Raw genomic sequence first — 23,710 nt, forward strand, 5'->3', positions numbered from 1 at the left:
TGATGCTGCTCGCCGCCGCTCCGGCCGCCGGCACCGACGAGGGCTTCGGCTGGCTGATCGCCATGCTGATCGCTGCCCTGGTCGCCGTGCTGGCGATCGGCGGGCACCAGGCGTGGATGGATCAGCACGGCCCCTCCCCTACCCCACCGTGGGCCCGCCGATCCCGGGTGACACCAGGGGAAACGCGTGAACCTGACCCGGATGACACCGACTTTGACACCGAGGATGAACCCGACGAGTGGGGGCCGCCCTGGGCCCGGCGGATCCGGATGGCCGACGGCTCTGTCCTCGTCCGCGGCCAGTCGCACGCCGACCAGGGCGACGAGGAGGAGCCGGACGCCGACGAAGAGCAGGAGGAGACGCGGGAGGAGATGGCCGACCGGCTGATCCGGATCCGGTGCCGCTACTCCGACGCCGTCCGCGAGATCATGGCTGCGTTTGACGTTTCGGAGTCGACGGCGAAGCGGGCGATTGCCGCGGCCCAGGAGCGCGCTGGCGGCCGTTGACCGGGCCGCCGTTCCGCGCCCGGTCGGCGACGCTATGGCGCAACCCGGCGATCTGCACGAAGATCGAGCGCCGTTCGACCGCATTGCCGTCCGAGCCGAGCTCGTAGCCGTCCAGCCACACCCAACCCTCGTAGGTCGGCCAGTTGTGGACCCGGATGATCCGGAACAGGAACGGGTAGACGAACTGAACGCTCGCCGCCCTGGTGATGTGGACGAGGTCACCGCTGCGGGGCAGACTCATCGGCCTGCCCCAGCCGTGAGCCGGGCGACGTAGCGCAGCGGGCGGCGGATGCACTGCTCGTACAGCGCCAGGGCCGGTGCGGTAGGGACCGCCTGCGCGGCCTGGTCGAACATCGCCCACAGCGCGGCAGCGAGTGGTAGGCCGGTGCCGTGCTCGTCGACCAGCTCGGCCACCGCGGGCTCACACGGCCAGACCTGCCCGCAGCCGACACAGAGGCCACGTGGCCAGGCCGGCTCGTGCGCGGTCACCACGTCCACCGGGTCCGAACGGCCGGCTGGACGACACCGAGCCGGACGGGCGGGCAGGGGTAGACCTCGAACCGGCAACGGCAGTCGAGCCGCCAGGGCCGCAGGATGTGCCGCTGGGGTCCATGTCTCAGGGTGTAGGTGGTCATGCCGGACACCTCCGCCGTGTCTGCGGGGTGGGGAACGCAGGGGGAGGGGCGGCGGCGGGCCGGGCCACGCGGGCTGGACAGCCCGCCGCCGACGGGCGCAGCGACACCACGCCCACATGGCGGGCCACGACCCGTGCGACCGAGGCTACCTCAGCAGTTGTCGATGGTAAACACGCTGGTAGCGTCCATTGTCGACTGCGATGGTGCCTACGGTGATCACCGTGGCGAGGGCACGGAAGCTGTGGACGACGGGCGACATCGCGCGCAGGCTGGGCGTCACCCGCCAGTACGCGCTCCAGGTCACCAACGACCGCCGGCGCAACTTCCCGGAGCCGTTCGACGTGCTCCCTGGCGGCGTCCAGGTGTGGCTGATCGAAGACGTCGAGCAGTGGATCTCGCAGCATCCGAATCTGCGGATCGCCGAGGACCCTGAAACCTGATCGGGCTGTGCATGCCGTCATGGCCGCCTCCACCGTCGAGATGGGGGCGGCGGCGGGCCATGATCTGGGGCGTCCGGGGCCCACCGCCGCAGCGACGGCACCACCTCGCGCCCATACGATCGAGACGCCGTCGCGGATGGCACGCTACGAGCGCACACCAGGTGCGTTGATAACTACCGGCTATCAGTCCTTGACCAGGTCGGACAGCCCCACCGCGACCGCGGCATGACGCATCGGCTTCGTGATCGCGTTCCTCTTGGTACGCCGCACGACAGCGCCGACGGTGTCCCGCACCGTCGGCCGCAACCTGAACCACTGCGGACCTGCGGCTTCGCTCCGCAACATCATCGCGATCGACTCGTGGTCCCGGCCGACCTGGGACAGCGCGGTGGCCACGTCAGCAAAGTACGGTGCCTGCCGGTTCGCGATCGGGAGCCGGCCGGGGGCGACCTCGTCGGCGGCTTCGATCGCCCGGTGCGGCTCCCCGAGCTCCAGCTCGACGGCAACCGTCCAGAAGCCCACGTTCGTCGGCCCAAATGCAAACCGCGCCAGGCCCAGGTCTTCGGGCTCGCCGAGGGACTCCGCAGCGTCACCGGCCTCGCGGAGATGATCGTGCGCCAGTTCGCCCCGCCGGTCGACGGCTGCCCTCAGAGCGGCGTGCAGGTGCAGCATGCCGTACGCCTGGCGGGCCTGGGGATCGCCGATGTGGGGCTGGATCTCGTCGGCCACGCGCTGCGCGAGCCGGGTCGGGGCGCCGGGCATCTCCGGCGGCATGGCCAGGATCCGCACGAACTCGGCGATCCCGATCCAGGCCGGATCGCCCAACTCGCGCGCCTCGGCCACCGCCAAGCGGGCCGCGTCGCGGGCCAGGTCCGGGTGCCCCAGATGCTTGAGGGTGTACGTCGCCACGTGCGCGACCTGGACCAGATCACCCCCGCGCAGGCCTCCGAGCATGGACGGCAGCTGCGGGGCAACCGCCGCGAAGTCGTACCGGCCACCCGCGATCATCAGGTCGCGGACGTCGTGATGCGGTTCGGTCAGCTCGCCAACCTCGCGGCGGATTAGCGCCTCGCGGATGGCCGGCACGTGAGACGCGGCGGCTGCATGGGTCGGGTCAGTGGGATCGCCGGGCCGACCGGTGAGGTCCGCGATGGACACGTCCAGGGCGTTGGCGAGGGCAGCCAGGGTGCCGCGGGTGTTGACCGCCTTGATGCCGCGCTCGATGTTGCTGAGGTAGGGCTGGCTGATGCCGGCCAGGCCGGCGAGCACGCGCTGATTCTTCCCGCGCTTCTGCCGCCAGTAGGCGACCTGGGCGCCGATGTTGTTGTTCTCGCCGATGGTGGCGGGCATGGGTGCTCCCCTGGGCTGTGGGCGGGGGTGCGGACGTCGGGGTGTAAGGACCGGTCAATATCGACGGTACTGCTCAGATACCCCGCTGGCCGATGCCGTGCACACGAAAGAAGTGCCCTCCGTCACCAGGCGCTAAGGCCTGGTGACGGAGGGCATCGCCTCACGCCTGAACGGGGGCAGCACTTAATCTCTGGATCTCACGTCGAACTGCACGCTCGACGAGCTGCTGGCCAGAGATGCCTTCGTCAGCCGCGGCCTGTTCTGCCGCGCGGCGAAGGTCTCCGCTGACCCAAATTGCGACGCCGCGCGGGTGGTTGTGCGGCGGTTTCAGCTGATCAATCAGCTCCTTCTCGCGCTCCTCGGCGGCTATCGATGAGGAAAATTTCTCCACTGAGACCTGGATGTCCGGCGCCCACCAGACACGGTTGCACTTGTGGACGTACATGCGCTTTCGCAGGTCTCCGGTAACGCCCACGTAGAGCAACTCGTCGGCAGCAGAGTGCACGGTGTAGACCACGAACGGAGCTGCGGGATCCGGCGCCGGGAGGATCATCCGCCCTCCGCCTTGCGGAGCAACCGATCCACGTAGGCGTTGTGGCGGCGCAGCGCCTCCTCGACGTAAGCCGTCATGGTCAGGCGTTGCCGGGCGGCAAGGCCTTCGCCCTGCTCCCAGGTCTCGCCGATGCGGACGTTGCGCTTGGGCGTGACGCCGGTGGCCGGGCGCCCCCGGCGCCGTGGCTGCTCCTGCTCTTCACTCATGCCTTTACCGTACCACAAGAACAGCTATTTTCTGTCCCCCAAAAAGGGGACTCCCGCCCACCTCCTTGCCTGACTTTCTGTGGTACAGTTATTCCATCAGCAAGCGAGACGCCAGGGAGAACGAGATGCGCCAGATGACCGCCGAGAAGGCCGCCGAGATCATCCGCCGGGCCTACGGCACCTGGAAGAGCCAGGGCAACGAGGGCTGGATGAAGACCGTCGAGATCTTCGACCGCGCCGACCTGACCATCGAGGAGGCGGCCGAGGGCATCCGGCACCTGTTCCGGGCCGGCGAGGGCTTCAACGCCAGCGACGACCCGGCCCGCAACGAGCACACGGAACTGGAGCGGGCCTGCCAGATCCCGCTCCGCCGCGACGACGTGATCGGGCTGGTCCGCTGGAGGTGAGCGCACCGGGGGCCGGGAGGCCGGCCCCCACCCAACCCCAACGAGACAGAGGAGAGACCCATGATCGACGTGACCGTCACCGTGGACCCCGCCACCGGGAGCCTGATCATCACCCTGGACCCGGCCGCCGCGGGCGCCCTGGAGGACATCATCGACGCCGCCGACCTGCGCAGCCTGGCGCGCGAGCCCGAGAGCCGCGGCCTGGACGACGCGGACGGCGCCGCGGCTGCGGCTGTGGGCCGGGCCATCCTGGCCGGCATCCGCCAGGCGCGGGGCCACTGAGTAGCGGGGCCGGTCACCGGCCCCGCTCTTCTAGGTCATCTTGCAACGTTTCATTCCGGCACTCCGCCGACACCTCACCGGCCCAGGATCTTGACCCACGTGCACCCGGCGGTCACCGGATAACCCCCTGCTCGCGCAGCTCGGCGAGCACCAGGTCCGCGGCCGCACGCGAGCCGGCCTCGATCCTCGCGTCCAGCTCGCCGTTCGTGCGCCGGTCGATCACCTGGAGCGTCTGCGTCTGCGCGCTGGTCTCCGCATGGAGGTCGTCGACGCGTTGTGCCACACCGGACGCGGCCGCGCCGCCGGCGATGGCGCCGCCGCTGATGCCGGCGAGGACCGCGGTGACGGCGATGACGTCGCCGGTCTGCCAGTCGGCGAGTGTGGCGAGGGCGACGGCGAGGCCTCCGAGGACGCCGGTCAGGGCGACCGCCTGCCAGCTGATCTTGCTCATGTAGGCCTCCGGGGTCAGATCTGGATCACGGGGACGATCAGCACGTAGGTGCCGATCTTGAGCGAGGTGTTGTTGGCCGAGCTGGAGGCCTGCGCCCACTTCAGTGACCAGTTCCCGGCCACCGTGACGCTGACGTAGGCGGTCTCCTTGAAGGACGTCCAGCCCGCCGAGACGGCGCAGTCGTAGACGCAGTCCTGGGTGGCACCGAAGGCGCCGAGCTGCATCTCAGCCACGTTCTGCCGGTCGCTCGTGGCCGCCTGGCCCGGCCCATAGCAGGCCCGCACCTCCGGGCTCCACGTCCCGCTAAACCCCCACTGGGTCTTGAACTTCTGGGTGTTCGTGGTCGTCAGGTTGAAGTAGCCGGCGACGGTGATCACGTAGTCGCCGGCCGCCAGCTCGATCCCGGCGAGGTGGGTGTCATCGGCGACCGTGGTCGTCGAGTTACCGGAGTTCCGGTCATCCGACGCGGTCTTCCGCTTCGACCTGGGGAGCTGGGCTTGGAGTTCGTCCCACTCGGCTGGGCGCACCGGTTTGCCAGGGAGGATGGGCATGCAGACCTCCTATCGGGCCCAGCGCAGCGGCTGGAACATGATCAGCTCGGCCCCGGCGTCGTGGGCCAGGGTGTAGCCGTCCAGGCCCCGGGTGATGGTCATGGTCTGCGGCGAGGTGGCGCCGCTGATCGCCGTGACGGTGACCCGCTCCGCCTTCGCGCCGCTGGGATGCAAGATCCACATCGGGAACGGCACATCCGCGTCCAGCGGCCACGGGGTGCCGACCACGTCGACGTCCACCGCCTCCACCGCACCCGCAGCGACCGCGGTCAGGGGATCTACCAGGGTGGTGCCGTCGCTGTCGGCCAGGTCCACACCGGCCACCCCGACCACCCACGGCCCGTGCGGCAGGGTGTTGAACGTGATCTCGCGCCGCCTGGGGCGGATGACCTCGGCCCAGCCCTGGATCTGGATGTCGATCGGGTCCGGCGGCAGATCCGGCGGCGGATCAGTGATGACCAGCCGGTCACCAGGCCCAGCCGCGGCGATCGCCCGCGCCAGCTCCGGCTTGCCCGCGTCGACGAGCCGGGTCAGCGGGACCCGGACGACCGGAATCCGGACGTCATCCCACGTGCCCACGTGCGTCTCCCACCAGGCGACGTCGTGCAGCTGGTCGTCGGTCTCCAGGTCGAGGGTGTTGCCGCCCGGCCTGGGTCCGACACCGTCCGGGTGCTCGGCGACGGAGTTCCGGCCGGCGGTCTCCCGGGCCTGGTAGCTGGACCCGCCCCGGCGTTCGGCCGTGTAGTCGTTGACCACGTCCTCGGTCGGATCGTCCGGCTCCAGGTGCGGGCTCTCGCCCTCCGTGTCGTACACCAGGACGGCTCTCGGCGTCTGGTTGTAGAGCGACATCCGGGTGCGGTACTCCAACGCCATCGCGTCCCGGGCCTCGGACAGGATGCCCCGGTCCGCCGCCGCGCACGAGGAGAGCAGCTCCAGCTTCGTACCGGCCTTCTGCGGGCCCATCCGCTCGGTGTCGTCGGGGTGGCCGATGATCCGGACCGGCATGTCGAACTCTTCGCCGAACCGGATCAACCTCCGGCCAGCGGTTTCGCCGTCGTTGCCGACGATCGCCGCGTCGATGCCGGCCGCCAGCGTGGCGCTGGTGCCGAGCATGATGTGCCCGACGGAGCCCCCGTCGAGGTTGCCGGCTGGGGCGATCCGCAGCTGCGTCGAGCGGCCAACCGTGCGGCTCGTGAACGTCCCGTCAATACCCTGCTCGGACACCGTCAGGTCGTCGGCGATGACCCGGGTGAACATCTGCCAGTAGACGTCGGACCCGACCTGGGTGAGCTGCCAACCAATCATCTGGCGGCTGCCGAAAACGTCGAAGCTGATGTAGCCGGTGGCGGCAATCTCGGTGTCGGTGGAGTCCAGGCCGCGGATCCGCAGCCCGCCGAGGTTGGACACCTCGAGCACCCAGCGGACGGCGGAGCTGCCCGCGGCGCGGACCTCGCAGAGCACCGCGTCGGCCGTCCAGCCGGACACCGGGGCGTCGGCGACCATCCGGACGGCGATCACACCGGTGCCGGTGTGCGTGATCGGGACACCGGTCAGGGTGACGCCGGTGGCCAGTTCGAGCAGCGGGGCAGAGCCGGGGATGCGGTCGGAGGCGGCCAGGCTCGGGCTGCCCGTGATCGTCATGGTGGTGCCGCCGGTGAGACCGGACGCCAGCGACGTGGACTCTGAGCCGTCCTCGCAGGGCCAGTAGCCGACCATCAGCGGCAGGTTGACGGCCCCGGTGGCCTCGCGGAACAGCGGCGAGCGCACCGGTTCGCTCGGCAGTTTGAGACGGCGCAGCCAGCCGCCGATCTCGACGGACGCCCAGCGCTTGCGCCCGCTGGTGGTCCAACGGGTAGGCCAGTCCGCGATCTCACCAGAGGCACGACAGTCGAAGTCGCGGATCTCGGCGTCGCCGACGAGACTCCAGGTGCGGCCCGCCGAGTCTGCAAACGAGGTGGCTCCGACGCTCTGGGCGGTGAAGTCGGGGTTGGCCACCACCGTTCCGCCGATGCCGGACCGGACCTGGAGGGCGTGCAGCCGGCCGACGACCGGATCGATTGGCAGCGCCAGCGAGGTACCCGACACGAGCGTGGCCGTGGACGCGAAGATACTGGTGGTGCCCGCGGTGACGACCGGGTCACCGAGCTGTGTCCATGAACCGCTGATCGTGTCGGACGTGTAGAAAACAACGGTGTGGCCGGCGGCCCCGTTGTTGACATCCAGGGTGGCGCGGAGAGCGATCCGGCCGTCCCCGGCGGGCACGATGGCCTCGGTGGAGCTGACCTCGATCACGGCGGCGAACGTGCCGTCTGAGCTCCACCGCAGCCACATGATCATGTTGTCGTCGACCCACCACGACCACGACCTTTGGTTGCCGGTCGTGAGGTACTTCTCGGCCAGCGGCAGGCCGAGTTCACGCTGCCAGTGCAGCGGCTGCACGTCGGCGCGCACGTCCAGGTCCCCGGTGATGTCCAGGCTGGCGTGGTCCGGTGTGGAGACATAGGCGTCGTCGTCGGGCAGCCACAGGTGGGTGTCGTCGGGCACGATCCCGCGCGCCGGGACCGCCCGGCCCAGGTGCCCGAAGTACGGGCCCCGCGGGTTCCGCGCCGACAGCGAGCCGTCGTCGTTACGCAGCTTGAGGCTGCACAGGAGCGGGTCGGCAACCGCCGCGTCCTTCTGGCGGCCACCGGTGATCCGGGCCGGCTCATCGGTGTGCGCCGACACCGTCGTCCAGGTGCCGTCGATGTAGATCTGGGCTGCGAACGGGGCGTCCACCGGCACCTCCTGCTATTGGCCGAGGACGACCTGGACGTTGCCCCCGCGAGGCTTGATCGCGCCGCGCAGGATCTCGATGAGGAAGTCATCGACCGCGGAACCGCTGCTGCGTAGCTCCAGGACGGTGCGGCCGAGCATCTGCTGGAGCCGGCTGAGTGGGATGACCGCCTCGTCCTGGCCGCCCTCGCCGATGACGGCGAGGCGTCCGCCGGGTGTGGCCGGCACGATGCCGCCCTGAGCCAGGCGCGGGATGTTCGGGGTATCCAGGCGCATCGGTGGCCAGGACATGCCCATGAAGCTGCCGCCGGGGATCCCGAAGCTGAGGCCGTTCCAGCCGTCGATCACGTAGTTGATCGCCGACTTGAACGCCGTCTTGATGCCGTTCCACATGCCGGACGCCTTCTTGGAGATCTTGCCCGGCAGCTTCTCGAACCAGGTCATCATGGCGTCCCACTTGCCCACGACCCAGTCCTTGGCCGCGCCCGCCGCGTCCTTCACCTTCTGCCACCACTTCGGCGCGTTCTTCCCGACCCAGGAGATGGCGTCGCCGACTGCCCCGATCACGTTCTTGATCGCTTCGATCTTCTCGGCGGCCAGATCCACGGCGACACCCACCACCGTCATCACCGGCCCGACGATCGGACCGATCTTCTCCATCAGCTCGATGAACTTGCTGGTGTAGTCCGTCAGCTTCGTCCAGAAATCCTGGATCTTCTTCTGGTTCTCCGGATCCGCCAACCAGGCACGGACCTTCTCCAACGCGCCCTGGAAGCTATCGAGGGGATTCTTCTCCTCGGCGCTGCCCCAGATGATGCCGAAAAGCTCGCCGACGATCCCGACCACGGTCTTACCGATGGACATCACCTGGCGGAAGAACCCAGCTGCGGTCTTGAAGAACGACTCCAACTTGCCGCTGTCGTCGGCCTCCTGGATCCACGTCGAGAAGTCCTTGATCAGCCCGCTGAACTCGTCACCCAGGGCATCGATGAACGGAGCAGCAGCCGCACTCAGACGTCCCCATGCATCCACGAACGGGCCGGACAGCGCCCCTCCGACCTTTCCGACCAGCCGCTCGAAGGCGGCCATCCCGGTGTTCATGTTCTCGATGAACTTGGGCTTGGATGCCGACTCGGCCGCAGTGTGGAAGATCCCGTTGACCGTAGTGGCCATGCTGCCGAGCCGCTCCTTGAGCGTGCCCTTCCACGCGTCCGCAAGCTTCGTGATCTGCGGCCCGACCCCGGCGAACAACTTCTCCTGCACGTGAAGCCGCAGTTCCTCGAACGCTGGCTTCAGTTTCTTGATCGCCCGGACAGCAGCCTCAGCGGCCGGCGCCAGTTTCGTGATCGCCTGGCCGGCACCGCCACCTCCGCCACCACCGCCGGACTTCCGGGCCTGCGCCAGGGCGTGCTCAGCATCGGCGACGCCCTCAACCGCGGCCCGCTCCCGCTTGCGGGCGGCCGCCACCTCGTCGGTAGCGGCCCGGTGGCGCTCCTGGGCGGCCTTGACCTCGTCCGACCCCTTGACGCCCTTCTTGGCCGCCTCGGCCTGCTCCTGGCCGAGATCCTCGACCCGGTCTGCTGCCTCCTTCGCCGAGTGCTTGGCCTCCCGTAGCGCCAGATCGGCCTCGACGATCGCCTTCGGATCGCCCTTGCCCAACGCCTTGTTGTACTCGGCCTGGGCCTCGGTGACGCGCATGGCTGCCCGTTCCTGGGACAGCTGAGCGCCCTCCAGATCGGAGGCCAGGTCGCGGAGGTTTTCGGCCGCGCGTTCCTCAGCCCGCCGAAGATCGTCCTGGGTTTCCTTGGCTCGCTGACGGGCGCGGGTCAGGTTCTCCTGGCTGGCCAGCACCTCTTCGTTGGCGTCGCGCACCCGGCGTTCGGCCTGGGCGATCTGGTAGGCAGTGTCGACCATCGCGCCACCAGATCCGCCGCTGCCGCCGGTCTTCTTGAACGCGTCGTCGAGCCCCATGAAGCCCAGCCCCAGCACGCCGGTGAGCGCGCCGAGCCCGCCGATGATCCCGGGCAACGAGCCGAGCATCCCACCGAAAACTCCGATCGCCGGCGCCGCAAACAGGGCCGCGGCGCCGACCCCCGCGATCATCGGAGCGATCGTGCCGAGCGGGCCCGCCACCTGTGACAGACCCGACTGGACGTCTTGCAGCGAGCCCACCGCGACCCTGGCGCCAGCGCCGATGCCCTGACTCAGGGCGTCGCCGAACTCGGTACCAGCGGACACGAACCGGCCGCGTCCGTCCCGCAACCTGCCGTCAGCGCCGCGGGTGAACTCTTCGCCACCGCGGCGGCCGGCATCGCCCCACCGGCGAGCGATGCCGGCCGCCGCGGTGGCCGCGTCGCCCTCCATCGCCTGGCCGGTCTGCCGCGCCTTGCGCCGCCCGTCGTCGAGGCCTTTCTCCAGTTGCCGATTGTCGGTGCGGAGGATGGCGACCAGTTCGCCCAGCTTGAGTGCCATCCCGGCCTCCTACTCGTCGTCGACGGGCTCGTGCTCCTCGGCAGGCGACCGGAGGGCGCGGGCGATCCGGGTCTTGGGTTCGCTGAGCAGCTGCACGATCCGGGTTTGCAGCCACCGCCAGGACCGGGCACGCATCAGCGCCCGGTCCTCGACGTCCACGCCGTACTCGCTGTGGAGGTCGGCCTCGATCAGCGCCCAGTGGGAGAGCAGCTGCTCCCAGGTGATTACCGGCCCCGACGGCTCTTGCGCCTCGGGCGGGATGTCGTACCACTCGTAGAGGCCGGTGGCTTCGTCTCGCCGTCCGCGGCCGTACTGGTCCCGCCAGCCCGCTCCAGTGCCCGTTTCTCCGCCCGGTTGTTCCCCGGGCGCAGGACATTTGGGTCGCCACCGGCCAGCCAGTAGGTCTCGGCCTCGGTCTCGCCGACGCTGATCCAGATGAAGGCGGTCGCCGAGCAGAACTCGATGTAGGCGTCCGGGACGCCGTCCCGGACCATCTCGTCGTAGGCGGTACCGAGGACCCGCTGAGCCAAGGTCATCTTGCCCGGCAGTTCGGGCAGGTCCGCCTCGTCGACGTCCTCCCGGCTTCGGGCGGTCGCGATGGTGCGGCACCACAGGCCGAGCTCGGCCGACGCCAGCGGGATCGTGTACTCCCGCTGGACCTTGTCGCGGTCGGGGGCCGTGAGCACCAGCCCTGGCGAGAAGAACTCGTTGAGGGCGCCGAGCTTGGTCGCCACGTCAGCTGATCACCAGGTCGTCGGCGGTCGTGTTCGGGCTGGCACCAGCCGGTGTGGTGACGACCGCGTCCCGGGTGCCAGCCGTGAGTGCGGGCTTCGTCGCCACGATCAGCCCGTCGTTGACGACCACGAAGTTGGTCGCGGCCACGCCACCGAACGTCACGGCCGTCGCACCGGTGAGCTGGTATCCGAAGATCTGGATCAGGCCACCAGCGGCGGTACCGGCCGTAGCCGGCGACAGGCTGGTGATCGCCGGGAGCGCAGAGCCTGCCGGGTTGGTGATGTCGCTCAAGCCGCCCTGGCCCTTGAGGACGATGTCGATGACCCGGCGTCCCTTACCGCCCGACTGCTTCCATTCCTTTACATACACCCGGCCCTCGCTGGAGTGGCCGTCGTCCAGGCCGTCGCGGTTGTAGATGCGCGCCCCGAACTCGCAGGCCTGCGCCGATGCGGCACGCAGCGCCTTGAATTTGGCCCGCAGGAAGGCGTGCTGGGTGTCGATGGCCGAGCCGGTCAGGGTGGTCGAGTAGGCCAGCTTGACCTCCAACTGCCAGCCGTACCCGGTCACCGCATCCCGTTCGGCGCCGTCGTCCTCGTACGCCTCGTCGTCCTCGGTCCTGACGGTTTCGGCGAGCTTGAGCTCCTCGATGCCCATCAACTGGAAGTAGGAGGACGTGGGGTAGGTGGCGGTGTCGATGTCGAGTCGGTGTGTGCGGGACAGGTCGGTGACGCGGGTGGTGGGTGTGGTCGACATGCGAGCCTCCTAGTCGGTGTTGTTCGCCGTGGGCCGCATGGCATCCACGAAAAAGTTCTCGCTTCGTTCCCAGCGACGTGAGCCGTCCTGACCGAGCGACGTGTACGAGGTGCGGCTGACACTGACGACCGGGATATCGCCCCAGACCAGACCGGACGCGCCGTCGAGCGCGTCGAAGACGGCGTCGGCCAGGTCATCGCAGTCCCGCGGGTCCGGGCCCGCGCGGAGGCGGATCTGTACGCCGGTGCGGTGGTCCGCCAGCCCAGGCAGGTTGGTGCCGACCGGGTACGCGGTGATCGTCACCAGGCGGTCCGGCTGGTCGGGGATGGCCCGGATGGCGATCGCTGTGTCGTCGTCGGCGTAGCTGGTGCCGGTGGGGTCCCAGGTGCCGATGTCGGCGTCGGCCAGGTGCTCGGCGAGGCCGGTCAGTAGCCGGCTGGTCCAGCCGTCGCCTGTGGCCACCTCAGTCTCCGATCGTGTCGCGGAGCGGGCCGGCGAGCAGGGCGAGCATGGTGTCCCGCTCGGTGCTCATGGGCTCCTCCAAATATTTGGCCTGCCTGCCCGCATCGTGGCGCCAGGTCAGCTCCTCGTGCTGGCGTGCGGCGTAGGGGCGGTCGTAGGAGACTGCGGCGGCCTGCTCGTCGGCGTCCGTACTGACCTCGCCGGACCGCTCGAGGTCGCCCTCCTCCAACGGGGCCAGAGCTGAGGACACCTGGAGCAGGTGTTCCGCGGCCAGCTCGAGGCCGTCCATGGAGGCGCCTGTGAGTGCGGCGAGGATGCGGTCGTCGTCCCAGCTCAGCTCAAAGGAGTCGCCACGCTCGACGTCCACCGGCTACTCCAGACTCAGCTCTTGGTGCTCGGGGAGGGCGAGGCCGGGGGCGAGCAGCCGGGCAACGGCGATGATCCGGGCCGGGCGGGATCGCCAGGGGATGACGGCGAGGGAGCCCGGCTTGATCTCGGGGTTGAGCGGTGCAAACACCGTGCTGCTGCTGAGGTGCTCGCTGCCGTACGCGTCGACGGTCTGCACGACGACAGCGCGGCGGACGTCCTCGATCACGCACGGGGTGAGGTCGATGGCGTCCGCGTAGGTGTCGCCGTAGGCGCCGGAGCCGGTGTACTGCTGCACCGTGACCGCGGTGGCCATCGCGTCGGGGATGTTGGCGGCGACGAACTCTTCCCACGTCACCAGTTCACCCACCGCTCTCCGGGGCCTTGCCCGGTCAGCCCGGCGGTCTGGAGGGTGAGCCACGCCTGGTCGACGAGCCCATTCGTACGCGGCACCGGGGTAGTGGAGCCGGACGCCTTCGTGACCTGGATCTTGCCGATGGTGAAGTTCGTGGCCGTGGTGGTGACTCCGCCGAGGCCGGTGCTGTCGCCGTCCTGCTGGGCGCCGGCGATCTGCTCCAGTGAGGCCTGCTTGAGTGCGGCGATGACGTCCGCGTTCTCGACGTCGTAAACGGCGCACAGGAGCGCCCGGTCGATCTCCCGGGCTGCCCGGATGAGCAGGGTGTCCGCATTGTCGGGCAGCGGGGACAGGATGTTGGACAGGTCAGCCTGGCTCGCGTACGCACCGGTGGGCGGGGTGGTGAGCGTGCTCCCGTCGACCACCGCGAACGCCCCGTAGACGATGTCGGTGACCGGGCCGGACACCGACACGCTGTACGTCCACTGGCCGGTGCTCCCGGGGGCGAACGTGGCGGCCCGGTAGACGCCCGTGGACGGCGTGGAGACCGCGGGGACCACGGGACTGCCGGTCGCCGGGGTGGCTGTGAAGACGACGGTGGCCCCGGCGGTGAGCGCCCCGTCCCGGTCGTAGACGGTGTGCTCCAGGTTCACCCCGGCGCCGAACACGTATCTGGGCACGGGCGCCTCCAGGAGGTCAGGTCGGTGGTCGTCCGGTGGAGAGCGTCCTGGGCCGGGAGGCTGTGGAGAGCGTGGGTGGCCTGGACGTGGTGCGGAGCGTGCTGGTCGGGGAGGAGACGACCGGGGGCACCACGGTGGCGGTGGCGGTCAGGGTCCCGACGGCTGCCAGTGTGGCTGTGGTGCTGGTCTCCCGGGCGCCGACGCCGGTGAGGGTTGCGACCGCGGCGAGGAGGCCGGTGTCGACCGCGGTCAGCGTCGCGGTGGCGGTGAGCCCGCCAGTGCCGGCCAGCACCGCGGTCGCTGGCTGAACCCGTTCGCCAGCGGCGGTCAGGGTCCCGGTGGCGGCGAGGGTGGCCGTGGTGACCGCGGTACGGTCTCCGGCCGCCGTGAGCCCGCCGGTCGCGGCCAGGGTGGCGGAACCCTCGACGGGGGTATCCCCGGCGACGAAGTCGAGGTCGACGAAGTAGCCGCCGTTCGATCCGGCTCCGGTGGCCGGGTAGCTGAGCCCGACGCCGATGGTGAACGTGGCCTGCCTCAGCGTGCCGAGCCCGGCCGGGTCGTCTCCGGCGGCATCAGCGACCAGGTCGCCGTTGACGATGTCGCTGTCGTGCACGCCCGCCGAGTACACGTACCGGCCGGCGCTGGAGTGGGTAGCGGGGCGGTAGAGAACCCCGGCAGTGATGGGCACGGGGCTGTCGAAGGTGATGCTGTTCCAGCCGCCCGCGCTCGGGGGCCCGGCCAGCGTCTTCTGCGCCAGCTCCGTCCCGGCGGGGGTGGGGTCGTCGGCGGCGTCGACCTGGTAGAGCGCCCCGATGTAGGTGCCGCTGACCGTGTCGGTGGTGTACCAGCGGACACCGGTGGCGTAGCCGTCGACCGTGGCCCGGACGGTGGTGCCGAAGGTGATGCCTGGTGTGCCGTCGTCGGCGTCCGTGATGGTCGGCACCTGGTCGGTGAACACATGCTGGACCTGGCCCGGGATCTCCCCATCGGCGGTGAGCGCACCGGTCGCAGCCAGCGTGGCGGTGGCGTCGGTGGTACGGAGGCCGCTGGAGGCCAGGGCGCCAGTCGCCGCCAGCGTGGCTGTCGCCTCCTGGACGCGTTCGCCGGCGGCAGTCAGAGTGCCAGTGGCGGCCAGCGTCGCTGCGGCGGCCTGGGTTCGTTCGCCAGCTGCGGTCAGGCCGCCGGTAGCGGCGAGCGTGGCCGTCGCCTCCTGGGTGCGTACGCCGGTAGCGGTCAGCGTGCCGGTGCCCGCCAGGTCCGCCGTGGTGCTGGTCTCCCGGGCCGCCGTGCCCGTGAGTGCACCGGTCCCGGTGAGCGTGGCGGTGGTGATGGCGTCTCGGGTGGCCGTGCCCGCGAGTGCGCCGGTGCCCGTCATGGTGGCCGTGCCGACGCCGGTAAGGACGGCTGTGCCAGCCAGGGCACCGGTGCCGGCGAGAGTGGCTGTTCCGGCGCGGTCCGCTGTGGCCGTGCCGGTGAGCGTGCCCGTGCCGGCCAGAGTGCCACTGCCGCTCTGGATGCCGAGGGTGTTGAAGTTGTCGACAAACGCAAAGTTGGCTGTGCCGCTGCCGCGCTGCGCCTCGAAGATCAGCCGGAGATCGGTGTCGGACGTCCACACGGGTGCGGCCAGGGTGCGCCGGGAGGTCCACGTCGTACCGTCCGGCGCCGTGCTCCAGACGATGTTCCCGCCGGTCTTTTCGATCTTGAGCCACTTGTGCGTAGTGGCCGAGTACGTGACCGACGCCGCGCCGCCATCGAAGTAGCCGACGTTGGACTCGAAACGCAGATCACCACTGACCGCGTCGATGCTGCACGCCAGGTTGGTGCCGTCGGTGATCGACAGCACCGCCAGCCTGGTCAGGCAATAGTCCGATGCACCAGCAGCCGCCGCGGCGGTGACCTCGGCATACACGGTGTCCAGGCTGTAGATCGCCTCGGACAGGATGCCCGCGAAGTCGGGTGTGCCACCGGTCTGCGAGACGGGGACCCGGCCGCGGCCAGCGGAGACGTCGGCGCCGTAGGAGTTGTCCCATGGCGGCACCGAAAGGGATGGCCCCGGGAAGGTGTCGGTGACAGTGCTGGTGGCTGGCATCCAGGCTCCCCGGGGCTTGGTGGGTCAGGCGGCCAGGCCGCCCTGCGTAGCCGTCACCGTGACCGTCAACGTGTCACCATTCGCGACTGCCTTGCTGCTGGCGAGCGCCCCGGACGACATGAAGTTGCCGGACGACGACGCATCCCACTCGCTGATGTGGGAGATCGTCTCCGAGCCCGCCGACCACGACGTCCACGACACTGCCGTCGCCGTGCTCGACCGGTTCGTCGACACCGTAGATGGCGCCGCGAATGTCAACGCCTTCCGCGTCGTCTCCGCGCTCGCGTTGCTCGTCCCGGCAGCTCCAGGGTCACCTGTGTGCAGCTTCGCGTGCGCCGTATACGCCGTGAAGTTGGTCGCCCGCCTGACGTTCAGCACCGAGTCCGCGTACGTCGTGCTCAGCCCTGTGGTCACTCCGACACCAGCCCTTCCAGGTGCGTCAGCAGCGCACCGCCGCGCAGGGTTTCAGCCCCTGCCGTCTGCGTGTTGCAGGTGCCGTCCGGGCATCCCACGGCCCGGCAACAGTCCAGGTGCCGGTAGAGACCCGGCTCCACCAGCTGAGCGACCGCCAGCGCCTTGATCTCCGGGCTGTGGTCGCTGCCCAGGACGATCGCGATGACGTCCTGGCCCGGGCGGTCGTCCCGGCCCGGGTCCGCGCCGATCGTGTGTCGGGGGTGGTCGTCGACCAGGCCGCAGGTGTCGCACACCCTGGTCGGGCGGTCGCCGCCGATGTTCTTGTGCATCAGCCCCTCCAGGGCGGTTGGAACGGTGCGGGCCCAGCCAGATCAGCCAAGGACCAGGCCCGCACCGAGATCAGGTCAGAATGCAGAGCGGCACACCGGCAATCGCCGTGAGCGCACCGAGAGTCGCCGGCGCGGTGTCGGTCAGCGATGAATCCGACGTCGCCGACAGGATGAGCTCGCCGCTGATGAGCGCCGCGGACTCGACCGCGTTGTGCAGAGCCACACCGGCCAGGGTCGGCGGGGTGGTGGCCTTGACCATGATTCCGGCGCGGTACCAGCCGGTCTCCGTGATCGCGGCCGGCGTGCCGAGCGCCTTGGTCATCTTCGTGTTCGCTGCCCACGCGGTCGACGTCTGGTCGGCGGTCTGGCCGACCAGCGCCCCGTCCGGGTCGTACAGCGCGAACCACCAGTTCGTCGGTACGGAGGCCGCGGTGGTGGCGCTGACGAAGGTGATGCTGGTGACCGTGTCGCCCTGGAACAGGTAGATCGGCACCGTGGACAGGACCTGGGTGGTGAGCACGGACGCGTTGGAGACTGCCGCCCGGCGGGGCATGTTGGTCCGGTACATGTCGTCCGTCGGGTCGATACCGGGGTACCGCTCCCGGGACTGCGCCACGAACGAACCCATCTCGTCGCGGATGTTGCCGGTGAAGTCACCGTGAACAGTCACTTTGCGTCCCCTTCGGGCTCGGCGGACCGCTCGGCGAGCTGGTCGCGGGTGAGTGCTTCGGCCTCGGCGGGGTCGACGCCCTGGGCGACCGCGTAGGCGACCCAGTCGGCTTTGGACGCGGACTTGGCGGGCCGCTTCGGCGCGTCAGGGTCGGCCGGGTCGTCCGCGGGTGCTGGGGCGGGCGCGGGTTCGTCGAGCCGGGTGACCCGGTAGGCGTGGCGACCGAAGTACGCCAGCGCCTGCCGGGACGGCTCACCCTCCGCGACGCCCTGGTTGAACAGCACACCGACGACCAGGCCGGTGACCCGCGTGGGTGCCTTGATGCGGTATCGGGGCATGGTTCAGACCTTGATCTTCCGGAGCACGCCGCAGCTCTTGGTGTTCTTCAACACCACCGCGGTCGGGCCCATCTCGATCTCGCCGGACTTGAGCGCACCGGCGGTGGAAAAGTCGGGCATCCACGTCTCGGTCAACGGCTTGCCGGCCACCGACGCGGCGTGCAACGAATCCAGACCGAACGTGACCGCATAGATGTCGGTCAGGTTGGTGATGGTGCTGCCGCCGCCACCCTCGTCGGCGTCGGCCGAATAGATCGGGATGATCGGGTTGGCGCCGGTCATGCCGTTGCCCATGTCGATCAAGGCCCAGTCGCCGTACCGCTCGATCTTCCGGCCGAGGTCGTCCTTCTCCGCCGTGTACATCCCGGCCCAGCGCGCCAGAGCGCGGATGCGGGTGATGGAGCGCGTGTTGCCGAGGATGGCCTTCACGCCGGGCGGCAGCGCGCCGGCCGCACCGAGGTCGCCGCCGCCGGTCTTCGACGGGGTGATCCCGGACAGGAACGTGTCCAGGTGGTCCAGACCGGCCATGGCCAGCGCCTGGGTGATGACCGTGGCCTGGGTCCAGTCCAGGTACCCGGCCGTGACGGAGTGGTCGAGCGGGTCGTACTCGGTGGCGGTACCGGTGAGGCTTTTGTCCAAGCCGTCGAAGCCGTTGACGTCCACGGCCACATCGCCGTTGATCAGCTCTTCGAGCCACTTCTGCTGAGTGGCGGTGAGGAGCTGCTGCATCTGGAACGTGACCTCGTTGGTGGCCGCCTGGCCGAGGTTCGCCAAAACCCGGTCGATCGTGAATGCGCCACCGTGTGGCTTGAGGTCGACGTCGTAGCGGGTGCGCTGCGCCTGTCCGGCGGTGTACTCGCTGCCGATGGCACGGAATGCAGCGGACCGCGGCGTGGTGAGGCGGGTATAGCCGTAGGTCAACGTGCCACCGCCGGTGGGGTTGACCGTGTCATCGAACACGATCTGGTCCAGGACCCAGGAGTAGCGCCGCAGGTTGTCGATCACCGCGAAGTTGATGTCGTCCTGGACGTTCACCTGGGCCTGGGCGAGAGTGATAGCCACCTGGGCTACCTCCTGTCAGGTCAGAGGGCTATTGCTGCATGCGGGCCGCGATTGCGGCGCCGAGTCCGGCGGGGCGGGTACGTGTGCCTCCGCCGCCGGTGTGGTCGCTACTGCCGGACCTCGTGCCGCCCTTGGCGCCAGCCGTTCCGTACTTCGCGGGGTTGTCCTTAGCCGCCTTCGCGACGAGCGCGGCGACCTTGTCGCCGTAGTCGGAGGCGGCCGGGTCCAGCTTGGCGAGCTGGTCGGTGAAACTGCGGCTGTCGAGCAGCTCGGCGGCGTTGGCCTTGTGCTCGTCAGCCGCGTCACGCACGGCCGACTTCACGGCCAGGGCGTTCGCCCGCTGCTCGGCCGCGGTTGCCCGCTCGGTGAGCTGCCGGACCTGGTCTTCCGGATCGGCCTTGCCGTCCGTGCCGAGTCCGAGCGCCTTGAGCACGCTGGCCAGCTTGTCGCTGCTGTCTTTGGCTGCCTGTTTGGCCTTCTTCTCGCTGTCGCGGGCGGAGGTGATCGCCGCCCGGGCCTTGTCGGCGTCGAAGTCGCCGGTGAACTTGGGCCCATCGGGCTTGTCGTCGTCACCGGCGCCGTCGTTCGCGCCGCCAGCGGCAGGGCCGCCACCGGCGGACCCGTCCCCTCCGCCGTCGCCCGGATCGTTGCGGTGCCAGCCGCCCCGAGGCGGTCGAGGCGCCGACCAGATTCCGGACATCAGGGTCAGGGCACGGCGACGGGTGCGGTACATGGGTACTCCTTGGCATCGGCGGCACCTTGTCCGCTCGGACCTGCTGTCCGTCAGCCCTTGGCTGACGGTCATTACCGTGCGCCGTCATTTCGCCCCCACACAGGAGGATCGATGAGGGCACGTCACGTCATGAGTGCGATCGGGTTGATCGCGATCGCCGGATGCTCAGGCCCGGCACCGGCGCAGGTCATCGTCAACACCCCGGCGCCGGTAGCGACACCAGTGCTGCCCACGTGCGCGGAGGTGTTCAAGCCCGGCCAGGTCGTCACCAGCTACGACGAGCAGGCCGGCTGCACCAACAAGCAGGGCAGCATCCAGTTCATCGGCGCGCACGACTGCGCTGACGGCACCAAGCTGTGGTCGGTCGACGCCACCACCGGTGCTCCGGCCGGCTACGCGCGCCAAGGCCAGCCGTTCCGCGTGGTGAAGGGCGACATCGCCGCCAGCAAGGGCTACAAGAAGGCGTATCAGGCCTGCCAGAACAAGCCGGCCGCCGCCGGGTCGAGGGAGCACACGATGGACGTCGAGCAGACCACCGAGGCGACAGCCGTAGTGGCCGGGGTCAAGGTGACCACCACCGCTGACCTGCGGGCTACGACGCCAGCCACTCCGGCAACACCCGCCATCCCTGCGACGCCGGGCAAAAAGCAGCCCGACAGCGTTCCTCCGGCCGAGCGGACGCCCTACCCGGGCGGTGAGTGGGCCAACGCACCCCAGACGCCGCCGACCGGGGAGATCGTGGACCCGGGCTGATCAGCCCTCGGCGTCCGATTCCGGGGCCCACACCGGGATCGGACCGCCCCGCGGCTCGGCGAGGATCGGCGGCTCGTAGTCGCCATCCTGCCGCTGACGCATCGCCTCCAGCCGCGCCGCAGCATCGTCATCCTCGACAGTCACAGCATCTCCACATCAAGCCGGCGCACACCGTCCACCACACCATGGTCGGCGACGACACGGTAGGACCGGCCACGTTCGAGCAGGATCTCCGACTCATACCCGGCAGCCGAGAGAGTCACCCCGCCGGTGCCCTTCGGCGCCAGGATGCGCAGGACCAGGCCGTCACCCTTCGACGCGCTGCCCCCACCGAACTTGACCGCCGTCTGCTCCGCCGTCGTGGTGGAAACGTAGGCGAGCTCGTGCCACTCTGCCCCCGTCAAATCCTCGGCTGCACGGTCACGGCCGAAGAACTGGCGCACGCTGCCGAGTCCGCGGTAGATCAGCACGTCAGAGGTCAGGGCTGAGTCGGCCATGGCCGAGTCGATCGCGTCGATCTTCGGGGTCGCGGAAGCAACCGCGCTGGGGTGGTCGGTGGTACCCCGAAGCACAGCGTTGATGGTCGCGTAGGCCATCTTCTTGTAGTCGTTCAGCGCGGACCGTTGTGGTGCGGTGAGCTGCGCTCCGGGCGCGGTCTTCTTGCGTACCAGGTTCAGTGGCGCGGCGGCCAAGGCGTCTTTGCCGGCCGTTGCCGTCGCGAGCCGCTCGTCGAACGTCTGCTCCTGGGCGGCGGCCTGCTCGCCGCTGACCGTGCTGTCGTCGCGGTCAATACTCGTTTCCGGCGCGGGCACGACAGTCACGTCCAGCCGGCGTACACCGTCCACCACGCCGTGGTCCTTGGTGACCTCCAGTTGTAGGCCATGCTGGAGCAGCAGCTCGGACTCGGCGTCGACGCCAGACACCTCTACGGCGCCGGTTCCGCCCGGGACGGTGATCCGCATCAGGGTGCCGGTGACGCCTTCGTGCCGACGCTGGCGGGCGAAGAGGTCAGCCAGCTTTGGGGATGCGGAGGTGGATGCGTAAGCATCCTCACGCCAGGCGAACCCAGTGAGATCCCCGGTCACCCGGTCGCCGAAGATGCGGCCGCTGCCGATGCCACGCCAGACGGTCACGTCCCTGCTCAGCGGAGACGCAGCCATGGCCGAGTCGATTTTGGCGATCAACTCGTCGAGTTCGTCGACGGTAGGTCCGCCGCGGAGAGCACCGTTGATCGACGTGTAGAAGGCGCCGCCGTAAGCGAGTAGCGCCTCCTCCTGGGCCTTCTTCAGCTTCGGGCCACTGCTACGGCGGAGGCCGAGCGGCGCCGCAGCCAGGATGGCCTCCTTTTCGGCGCGCTCATCGGCCACAGGCTGCGTGGCCTGATCGGCTTCCGGTCCAGCGCTCTCAGATCCCGGCAGCGGTGGCAACGCATTCTCACCAGCACCAACCTCATCGGTGAGCTTCACGTCAGCTGCGTCGAACACCACCAGCTGGCTGCCGCCGACATCGTCGCCCCAGACCGGGTCCATGACCGGCTGGTGGATGTAGATGCTGTCGTAGCCGGCGGCCCGCATCCGGGCGGTGATCTCCTGCGGAGACAGGCGCTCGCCAGGCTCAGCCAGGCCTACCTCGACCATCTTGGCGAGCAGCACGCTCGGGCCGTTGCTCTCGTCCGGGTCCATGTCGACGCGGAACGGGTTCTGCACTCGGGCTTGGGCCGTGAACATCATTTCGTCGCGGTCTTCGGCGTCGTGCATGCCGTTGAAGTAGCGGTCGGCGGCGTGCTTGTCGGTAGACAGGTAGAGGCCGATGCCGTAGTGCGCGCCGTTGGTGCTTCCGTCGCCGACCAGGAGGCCGTTGCGGCGCACGCTGGCTGCGACTTCGGAGGATGAGACGGTGTGCCACAGTTTCGGCCACGTCACCGGCCGACCGTCCTCTGGGGTGAGGCTGGCCTTCTCTTCCTGTTCTTTACGCTCCTGCCGCTCGCGTTCCTCCTGCTCGCGTGCTTCCCGCTCGCGTTCCGCCTTCTCCCGGGCTTCCTGTTCGCGGCGGGCCTGCTCGGCACGCTCGCGCTCGGCGGCTTCCGCGCGCTCGCGCTCGGCCGTCTCCTTCGCCAGCCGCTCCTGCTCCGCCTGGGCCTGGCGTGCCTTATCGGCGAGGACGTTGAGGGCTGCCTCGGCCGGAGCCGGTGATGAGGCCCTGGTCGGCGGCAGGTTGCCGGCGCCGATTTGCTCCCGGTAGCTCAGCCGCTTGAGCGCCGGGTTGGCCTTGAGGTGCTCGCGCATCTCGTTCTGCCACTTCCGCACCCGGGCCTTCGCGCCAGCCTTCGCCTCCGGGGTGAGCGCGGCCTGTTCGCGTTCCTTCCAGCGGCGGATGTTGCGCTCGATGGCCCGCTGGCGTTGCCGGGCGAGGTCGCCCTCGGGGTCGGCGGTGGGCTGCGGGGGCAGCTTGGTCACACCGGGCAGGTACGCGCGGAGGCTGTGACGGCAGTTCGGGTGCTGAAACCCGTTCCGGCGGGCAGCCTCCACCGTGGCCCGGATCTCGATGTCGACGGGCTCACCGGTGATCTGGTGCGGCACGGTCACGTCGCCGGTCGGGCCGGGCCCGATGCGCAGGATGCCGCCTTCGTACGGCCTGCACCTCTCGCATTCGCCGGCCACGTTGCTGACGATGACCAGGTCCAAGCCGAGGCGCTGCTGCCGGTCGGTCTGGCCTTGCACAGCGGCGCGGGCAGTGACGGTGCGCAAGGCCATCTCGACGTAGGAGGTGAGCCGCCAGCGGCGCCCACTGACGTCGCGGAAGCTGGTGAGGCCGCGGTCGACGAACCGCGCCCAGGCCATCTGGCTCGCCTCGCGGCGGGTGATGCCGCCGGCCACGGATGCCGCGGTGGCCTGGGCGATGACCCGCCGGTAGGCGTCGAGGACGTCCCGGAGCACGTTCTGGCTGCGCTCGCCGATGTCCTGCACCAGCGCCGCGGCCAAGTTGTGGAGGACGCTGGCGCGCGGGATCTCGGCAAGCACCGCGGGCGCCCGGGCGGCGTCCGGGTCGCGGGGCAGCAGCCGGGCGGGGATGCCGAACAGTGCCGACGCCGAGCCGGCCCGGTAGGCGGCGGCCAGGGCGGTCCGGATCGCGGCCGCACCAGCACGCAGCGCCAGGGCCAAGGTTCGCTCCACGCTGGTTCGCAGCGTGGATAGCGCACCGAGCCGTCGCACGGCCCAGTCGGGGGCGTCGAGGCCCTCGGCGAGGCGCTGGGTGACCTGCTCCAGGACGGCCTGCTCAGCAGCCCGGTACAGGTCGACGGTCTCCCGGACGATCTCCTCGATCTGCTCCGGGTCGACCGCCATCG

The 23,710-nt window shown here is 69.8% G+C and carries 31 protein-coding genes; 5 read left to right on the forward strand and 26 right to left on the reverse strand.

Annotated elements, in window-relative coordinates:
* The first annotated feature begins 2 nt into the window (after positions 1-2).
* Entirely contained in the window at positions 3-506 is a 504-nt protein-coding gene (locus BJ964_RS16515; protein WP_188121484.1) for a hypothetical protein, read from the forward strand.
* Here the strand turns inward: BJ964_RS16515 and BJ964_RS47960 are convergent.
* From BJ964_RS47960 to BJ964_RS16525, 3 genes are read right to left on the reverse strand one after another with little or no spacing between them, the layout of a single operon-like run.
* Positions 427-747 carry a hypothetical protein gene (locus BJ964_RS47960; RefSeq protein WP_229807232.1) on the reverse strand — a complete coding sequence of 107 codons (321 nt, stop codon included), beginning with the start codon at positions 745-747 and terminating at the stop codon, positions 427-429. The two genes, BJ964_RS16515 and BJ964_RS47960, sit on opposite strands and share 80 nt — an antisense overlap.
* Positions 744-995: a hypothetical protein gene (locus BJ964_RS16520; RefSeq protein WP_188121485.1), complete on the reverse strand. Its 252-nt coding sequence runs from the start codon at positions 993-995 to the stop codon at positions 744-746. Before BJ964_RS16520 ends, BJ964_RS47960 begins: the two co-directional genes overlap by 4 nt.
* A complete protein-coding gene (locus BJ964_RS16525) occupies positions 992-1,141 on the reverse strand; it encodes a hypothetical protein (RefSeq protein ID WP_188121486.1) in 150 nt (49 codons plus the stop codon). Before BJ964_RS16525 ends, BJ964_RS16520 begins: the two co-directional genes overlap by 4 nt.
* A 221-nt stretch (positions 1,142-1,362) precedes the next feature.
* On the opposite strand from BJ964_RS16525, the gene BJ964_RS16530 reads away from it, so the two are divergent.
* On the forward strand, positions 1,363-1,581 hold the full coding sequence (locus tag BJ964_RS16530; RefSeq protein WP_229807231.1) for a DNA-binding protein: 219 nt from the start codon (positions 1,363-1,365) through the stop codon (positions 1,579-1,581).
* Positions 1,582-1,764: 183 nt separating this feature from the next.
* Here the strand turns inward: BJ964_RS16530 and BJ964_RS16535 are convergent, their stop codons facing one another.
* The 3 genes from BJ964_RS16535 to BJ964_RS16545 form a co-directional block, all read right to left on the reverse strand.
* Complete coding sequence (locus BJ964_RS16535; RefSeq protein WP_188121488.1) at positions 1,765-2,931, reverse strand: helix-turn-helix domain-containing protein; 1,167 nt, start codon at positions 2,929-2,931, stop codon at positions 1,765-1,767.
* A gap of 160 nt (positions 2,932-3,091) precedes the next feature.
* Positions 3,092-3,484: a GIY-YIG nuclease family protein gene (locus BJ964_RS16540; protein ID WP_188121489.1), complete on the reverse strand. Its 393-nt coding sequence runs from the start codon at positions 3,482-3,484 to the stop codon at positions 3,092-3,094.
* Positions 3,481-3,690 (reverse strand): hypothetical protein, encoded by a 210-nt coding sequence (locus BJ964_RS16545; protein ID WP_188121490.1) that lies wholly within the window; start codon positions 3,688-3,690, stop codon positions 3,481-3,483. The genes BJ964_RS16540 and BJ964_RS16545 overlap by 4 nt, the downstream gene beginning before the upstream one ends.
* Positions 3,691-3,815: 125 nt before the next feature.
* Here BJ964_RS16545 and BJ964_RS16550 point away from each other — a divergent pair, with 125 nt between their 5' ends.
* Positions 3,816-4,097 carry a PIN domain-containing protein gene (locus BJ964_RS16550; RefSeq protein ID WP_188121491.1) on the forward strand — a complete coding sequence of 94 codons (282 nt, stop codon included), beginning with the start codon at positions 3,816-3,818 and terminating at the stop codon, positions 4,095-4,097.
* Positions 4,098-4,157: 60 nt separating this feature from the next.
* Positions 4,158-4,379: a hypothetical protein gene (locus tag BJ964_RS16555; RefSeq protein WP_188121492.1), complete on the forward strand. Its 222-nt coding sequence runs from the start codon at positions 4,158-4,160 to the stop codon at positions 4,377-4,379.
* Between the two features lie 112 nt (positions 4,380-4,491).
* Here the strand turns inward: BJ964_RS16555 and BJ964_RS16560 are convergent, their stop codons facing one another.
* The 18 genes from BJ964_RS16560 to BJ964_RS16645 all read right to left on the reverse strand — a co-directional run bounded on the left by BJ964_RS16560 (position 4,492) and on the right by BJ964_RS16645 (position 19,611).
* Positions 4,492-4,830, reverse strand: a complete 339-nt coding sequence (locus BJ964_RS16560) for a hypothetical protein (protein ID WP_188121493.1) — start codon at positions 4,828-4,830, stop codon at positions 4,492-4,494.
* A gap of 14 nt (positions 4,831-4,844) precedes the next feature.
* Positions 4,845-5,381 (reverse strand): hypothetical protein, encoded by a 537-nt coding sequence (locus tag BJ964_RS16565; protein ID WP_188121494.1) that lies wholly within the window; start codon positions 5,379-5,381, stop codon positions 4,845-4,847.
* Positions 5,382-5,390: 9 nt separating this feature from the next.
* A complete protein-coding gene (locus BJ964_RS16570) occupies positions 5,391-8,156 on the reverse strand; it encodes a hypothetical protein (protein WP_188121495.1) in 2,766 nt (921 codons plus the stop codon).
* 12 nt (positions 8,157-8,168) lie between these two features.
* On the reverse strand, positions 8,169-10,625 hold the full coding sequence (locus BJ964_RS16575) for a phage tail protein (protein ID WP_188121496.1): 2,457 nt from the start codon (positions 10,623-10,625) through the stop codon (positions 8,169-8,171).
* A 9-nt stretch (positions 10,626-10,634) separates the two neighbouring features.
* Entirely contained in the window at positions 10,635-10,850 is a 216-nt protein-coding gene (locus BJ964_RS16580; protein ID WP_188126988.1) for a hypothetical protein, read from the reverse strand.
* Positions 10,850-11,359: a DUF7426 family protein gene (locus tag BJ964_RS16585; RefSeq protein WP_188121497.1), complete on the reverse strand. Its 510-nt coding sequence runs from the start codon at positions 11,357-11,359 to the stop codon at positions 10,850-10,852. Before BJ964_RS16585 ends, BJ964_RS16580 begins: the two co-directional genes overlap by 1 nt.
* 1 nt (position 11,360) lies before the next feature.
* On the reverse strand, positions 11,361-12,113 hold the full coding sequence (locus tag BJ964_RS16590; RefSeq protein WP_188121498.1) for a phage tail tube protein: 753 nt from the start codon (positions 12,111-12,113) through the stop codon (positions 11,361-11,363).
* 9 nt (positions 12,114-12,122) lie between these two features.
* Complete coding sequence (locus BJ964_RS16595) at positions 12,123-12,575, reverse strand: minor capsid protein (protein ID WP_188121499.1); 453 nt, start codon at positions 12,573-12,575, stop codon at positions 12,123-12,125.
* 1 nt (position 12,576) lies between these two features.
* On the reverse strand, positions 12,577-12,942 hold the full coding sequence (locus tag BJ964_RS16600; protein WP_188121500.1) for a hypothetical protein: 366 nt from the start codon (positions 12,940-12,942) through the stop codon (positions 12,577-12,579).
* 3 nt (positions 12,943-12,945) lie between these two features.
* Positions 12,946-13,299: a hypothetical protein gene (locus BJ964_RS16605; RefSeq protein ID WP_188121501.1), complete on the reverse strand. Its 354-nt coding sequence runs from the start codon at positions 13,297-13,299 to the stop codon at positions 12,946-12,948.
* The gene (locus BJ964_RS47965) at positions 13,296-13,976 is read right to left on the reverse strand and encodes a hypothetical protein (protein ID WP_229807230.1); all 681 of its coding nucleotides are present in this window, start codon (positions 13,974-13,976) and stop codon (positions 13,296-13,298) included. The genes BJ964_RS16605 and BJ964_RS47965 overlap by 4 nt, the downstream gene beginning before the upstream one ends.
* A 16-nt stretch (positions 13,977-13,992) precedes the next feature.
* Entirely contained in the window at positions 13,993-16,065 is a 2,073-nt protein-coding gene (locus BJ964_RS16615; protein ID WP_188121502.1) for a DUF4082 domain-containing protein, read from the reverse strand.
* Positions 16,066-16,089: 24 nt separating this feature from the next.
* Positions 16,090-16,479, reverse strand: coding sequence for a phage tail fiber protein (locus tag BJ964_RS16620; RefSeq protein ID WP_188121503.1), 390 nt, complete (start codon positions 16,477-16,479; stop codon positions 16,090-16,092).
* Positions 16,476-16,808 carry a hypothetical protein gene (locus BJ964_RS16625; RefSeq protein ID WP_188121504.1) on the reverse strand — a complete coding sequence of 111 codons (333 nt, stop codon included), beginning with the start codon at positions 16,806-16,808 and terminating at the stop codon, positions 16,476-16,478. The genes BJ964_RS16620 and BJ964_RS16625 overlap by 4 nt, the downstream gene beginning before the upstream one ends.
* 70 nt (positions 16,809-16,878) lie before the next feature.
* Complete coding sequence (locus BJ964_RS16630) at positions 16,879-17,478, reverse strand: hypothetical protein (protein ID WP_188121505.1); 600 nt, start codon at positions 17,476-17,478, stop codon at positions 16,879-16,881.
* Positions 17,475-17,816: a hypothetical protein gene (locus tag BJ964_RS16635; RefSeq protein WP_188121506.1), complete on the reverse strand. Its 342-nt coding sequence runs from the start codon at positions 17,814-17,816 to the stop codon at positions 17,475-17,477. The genes BJ964_RS16630 and BJ964_RS16635 overlap by 4 nt, the downstream gene beginning before the upstream one ends.
* 3 nt (positions 17,817-17,819) lie before the next feature.
* Entirely contained in the window at positions 17,820-18,878 is a 1,059-nt protein-coding gene (locus BJ964_RS16640) for a major capsid protein (protein WP_188121507.1), read from the reverse strand.
* Positions 18,879-18,906: 28 nt separating this feature from the next.
* Positions 18,907-19,611: a hypothetical protein gene (locus BJ964_RS16645; RefSeq protein WP_188121508.1), complete on the reverse strand. Its 705-nt coding sequence runs from the start codon at positions 19,609-19,611 to the stop codon at positions 18,907-18,909.
* Between the two features lie 111 nt (positions 19,612-19,722).
* Here BJ964_RS16645 and BJ964_RS16650 point away from each other — a divergent pair, with 111 nt between their 5' ends.
* Complete coding sequence (locus BJ964_RS16650; RefSeq protein ID WP_188121509.1) at positions 19,723-20,364, forward strand: hypothetical protein; 642 nt, start codon at positions 19,723-19,725, stop codon at positions 20,362-20,364.
* On the opposite strand, the gene BJ964_RS16655 is transcribed toward BJ964_RS16650, so the two are convergent.
* Entirely contained in the window at positions 20,365-20,508 is a 144-nt protein-coding gene (locus BJ964_RS16655; RefSeq protein ID WP_188121510.1) for a hypothetical protein, read from the reverse strand.
* The gene (locus tag BJ964_RS16660; RefSeq protein WP_188121511.1) at positions 20,505-23,708 is read right to left on the reverse strand and encodes a phage minor capsid protein; all 3,204 of its coding nucleotides are present in this window, start codon (positions 23,706-23,708) and stop codon (positions 20,505-20,507) included. The genes BJ964_RS16655 and BJ964_RS16660 overlap by 4 nt, the downstream gene beginning before the upstream one ends.
* Between the last annotated feature and the right edge of the window lie 2 nt (positions 23,709-23,710).

Origin of the sequence: Actinoplanes lobatus, assembly GCF_014205215.1 — a bacterium.
Taxonomy (GTDB): domain Bacteria; phylum Actinomycetota; class Actinomycetes; order Mycobacteriales; family Micromonosporaceae; genus Actinoplanes; species Actinoplanes lobatus.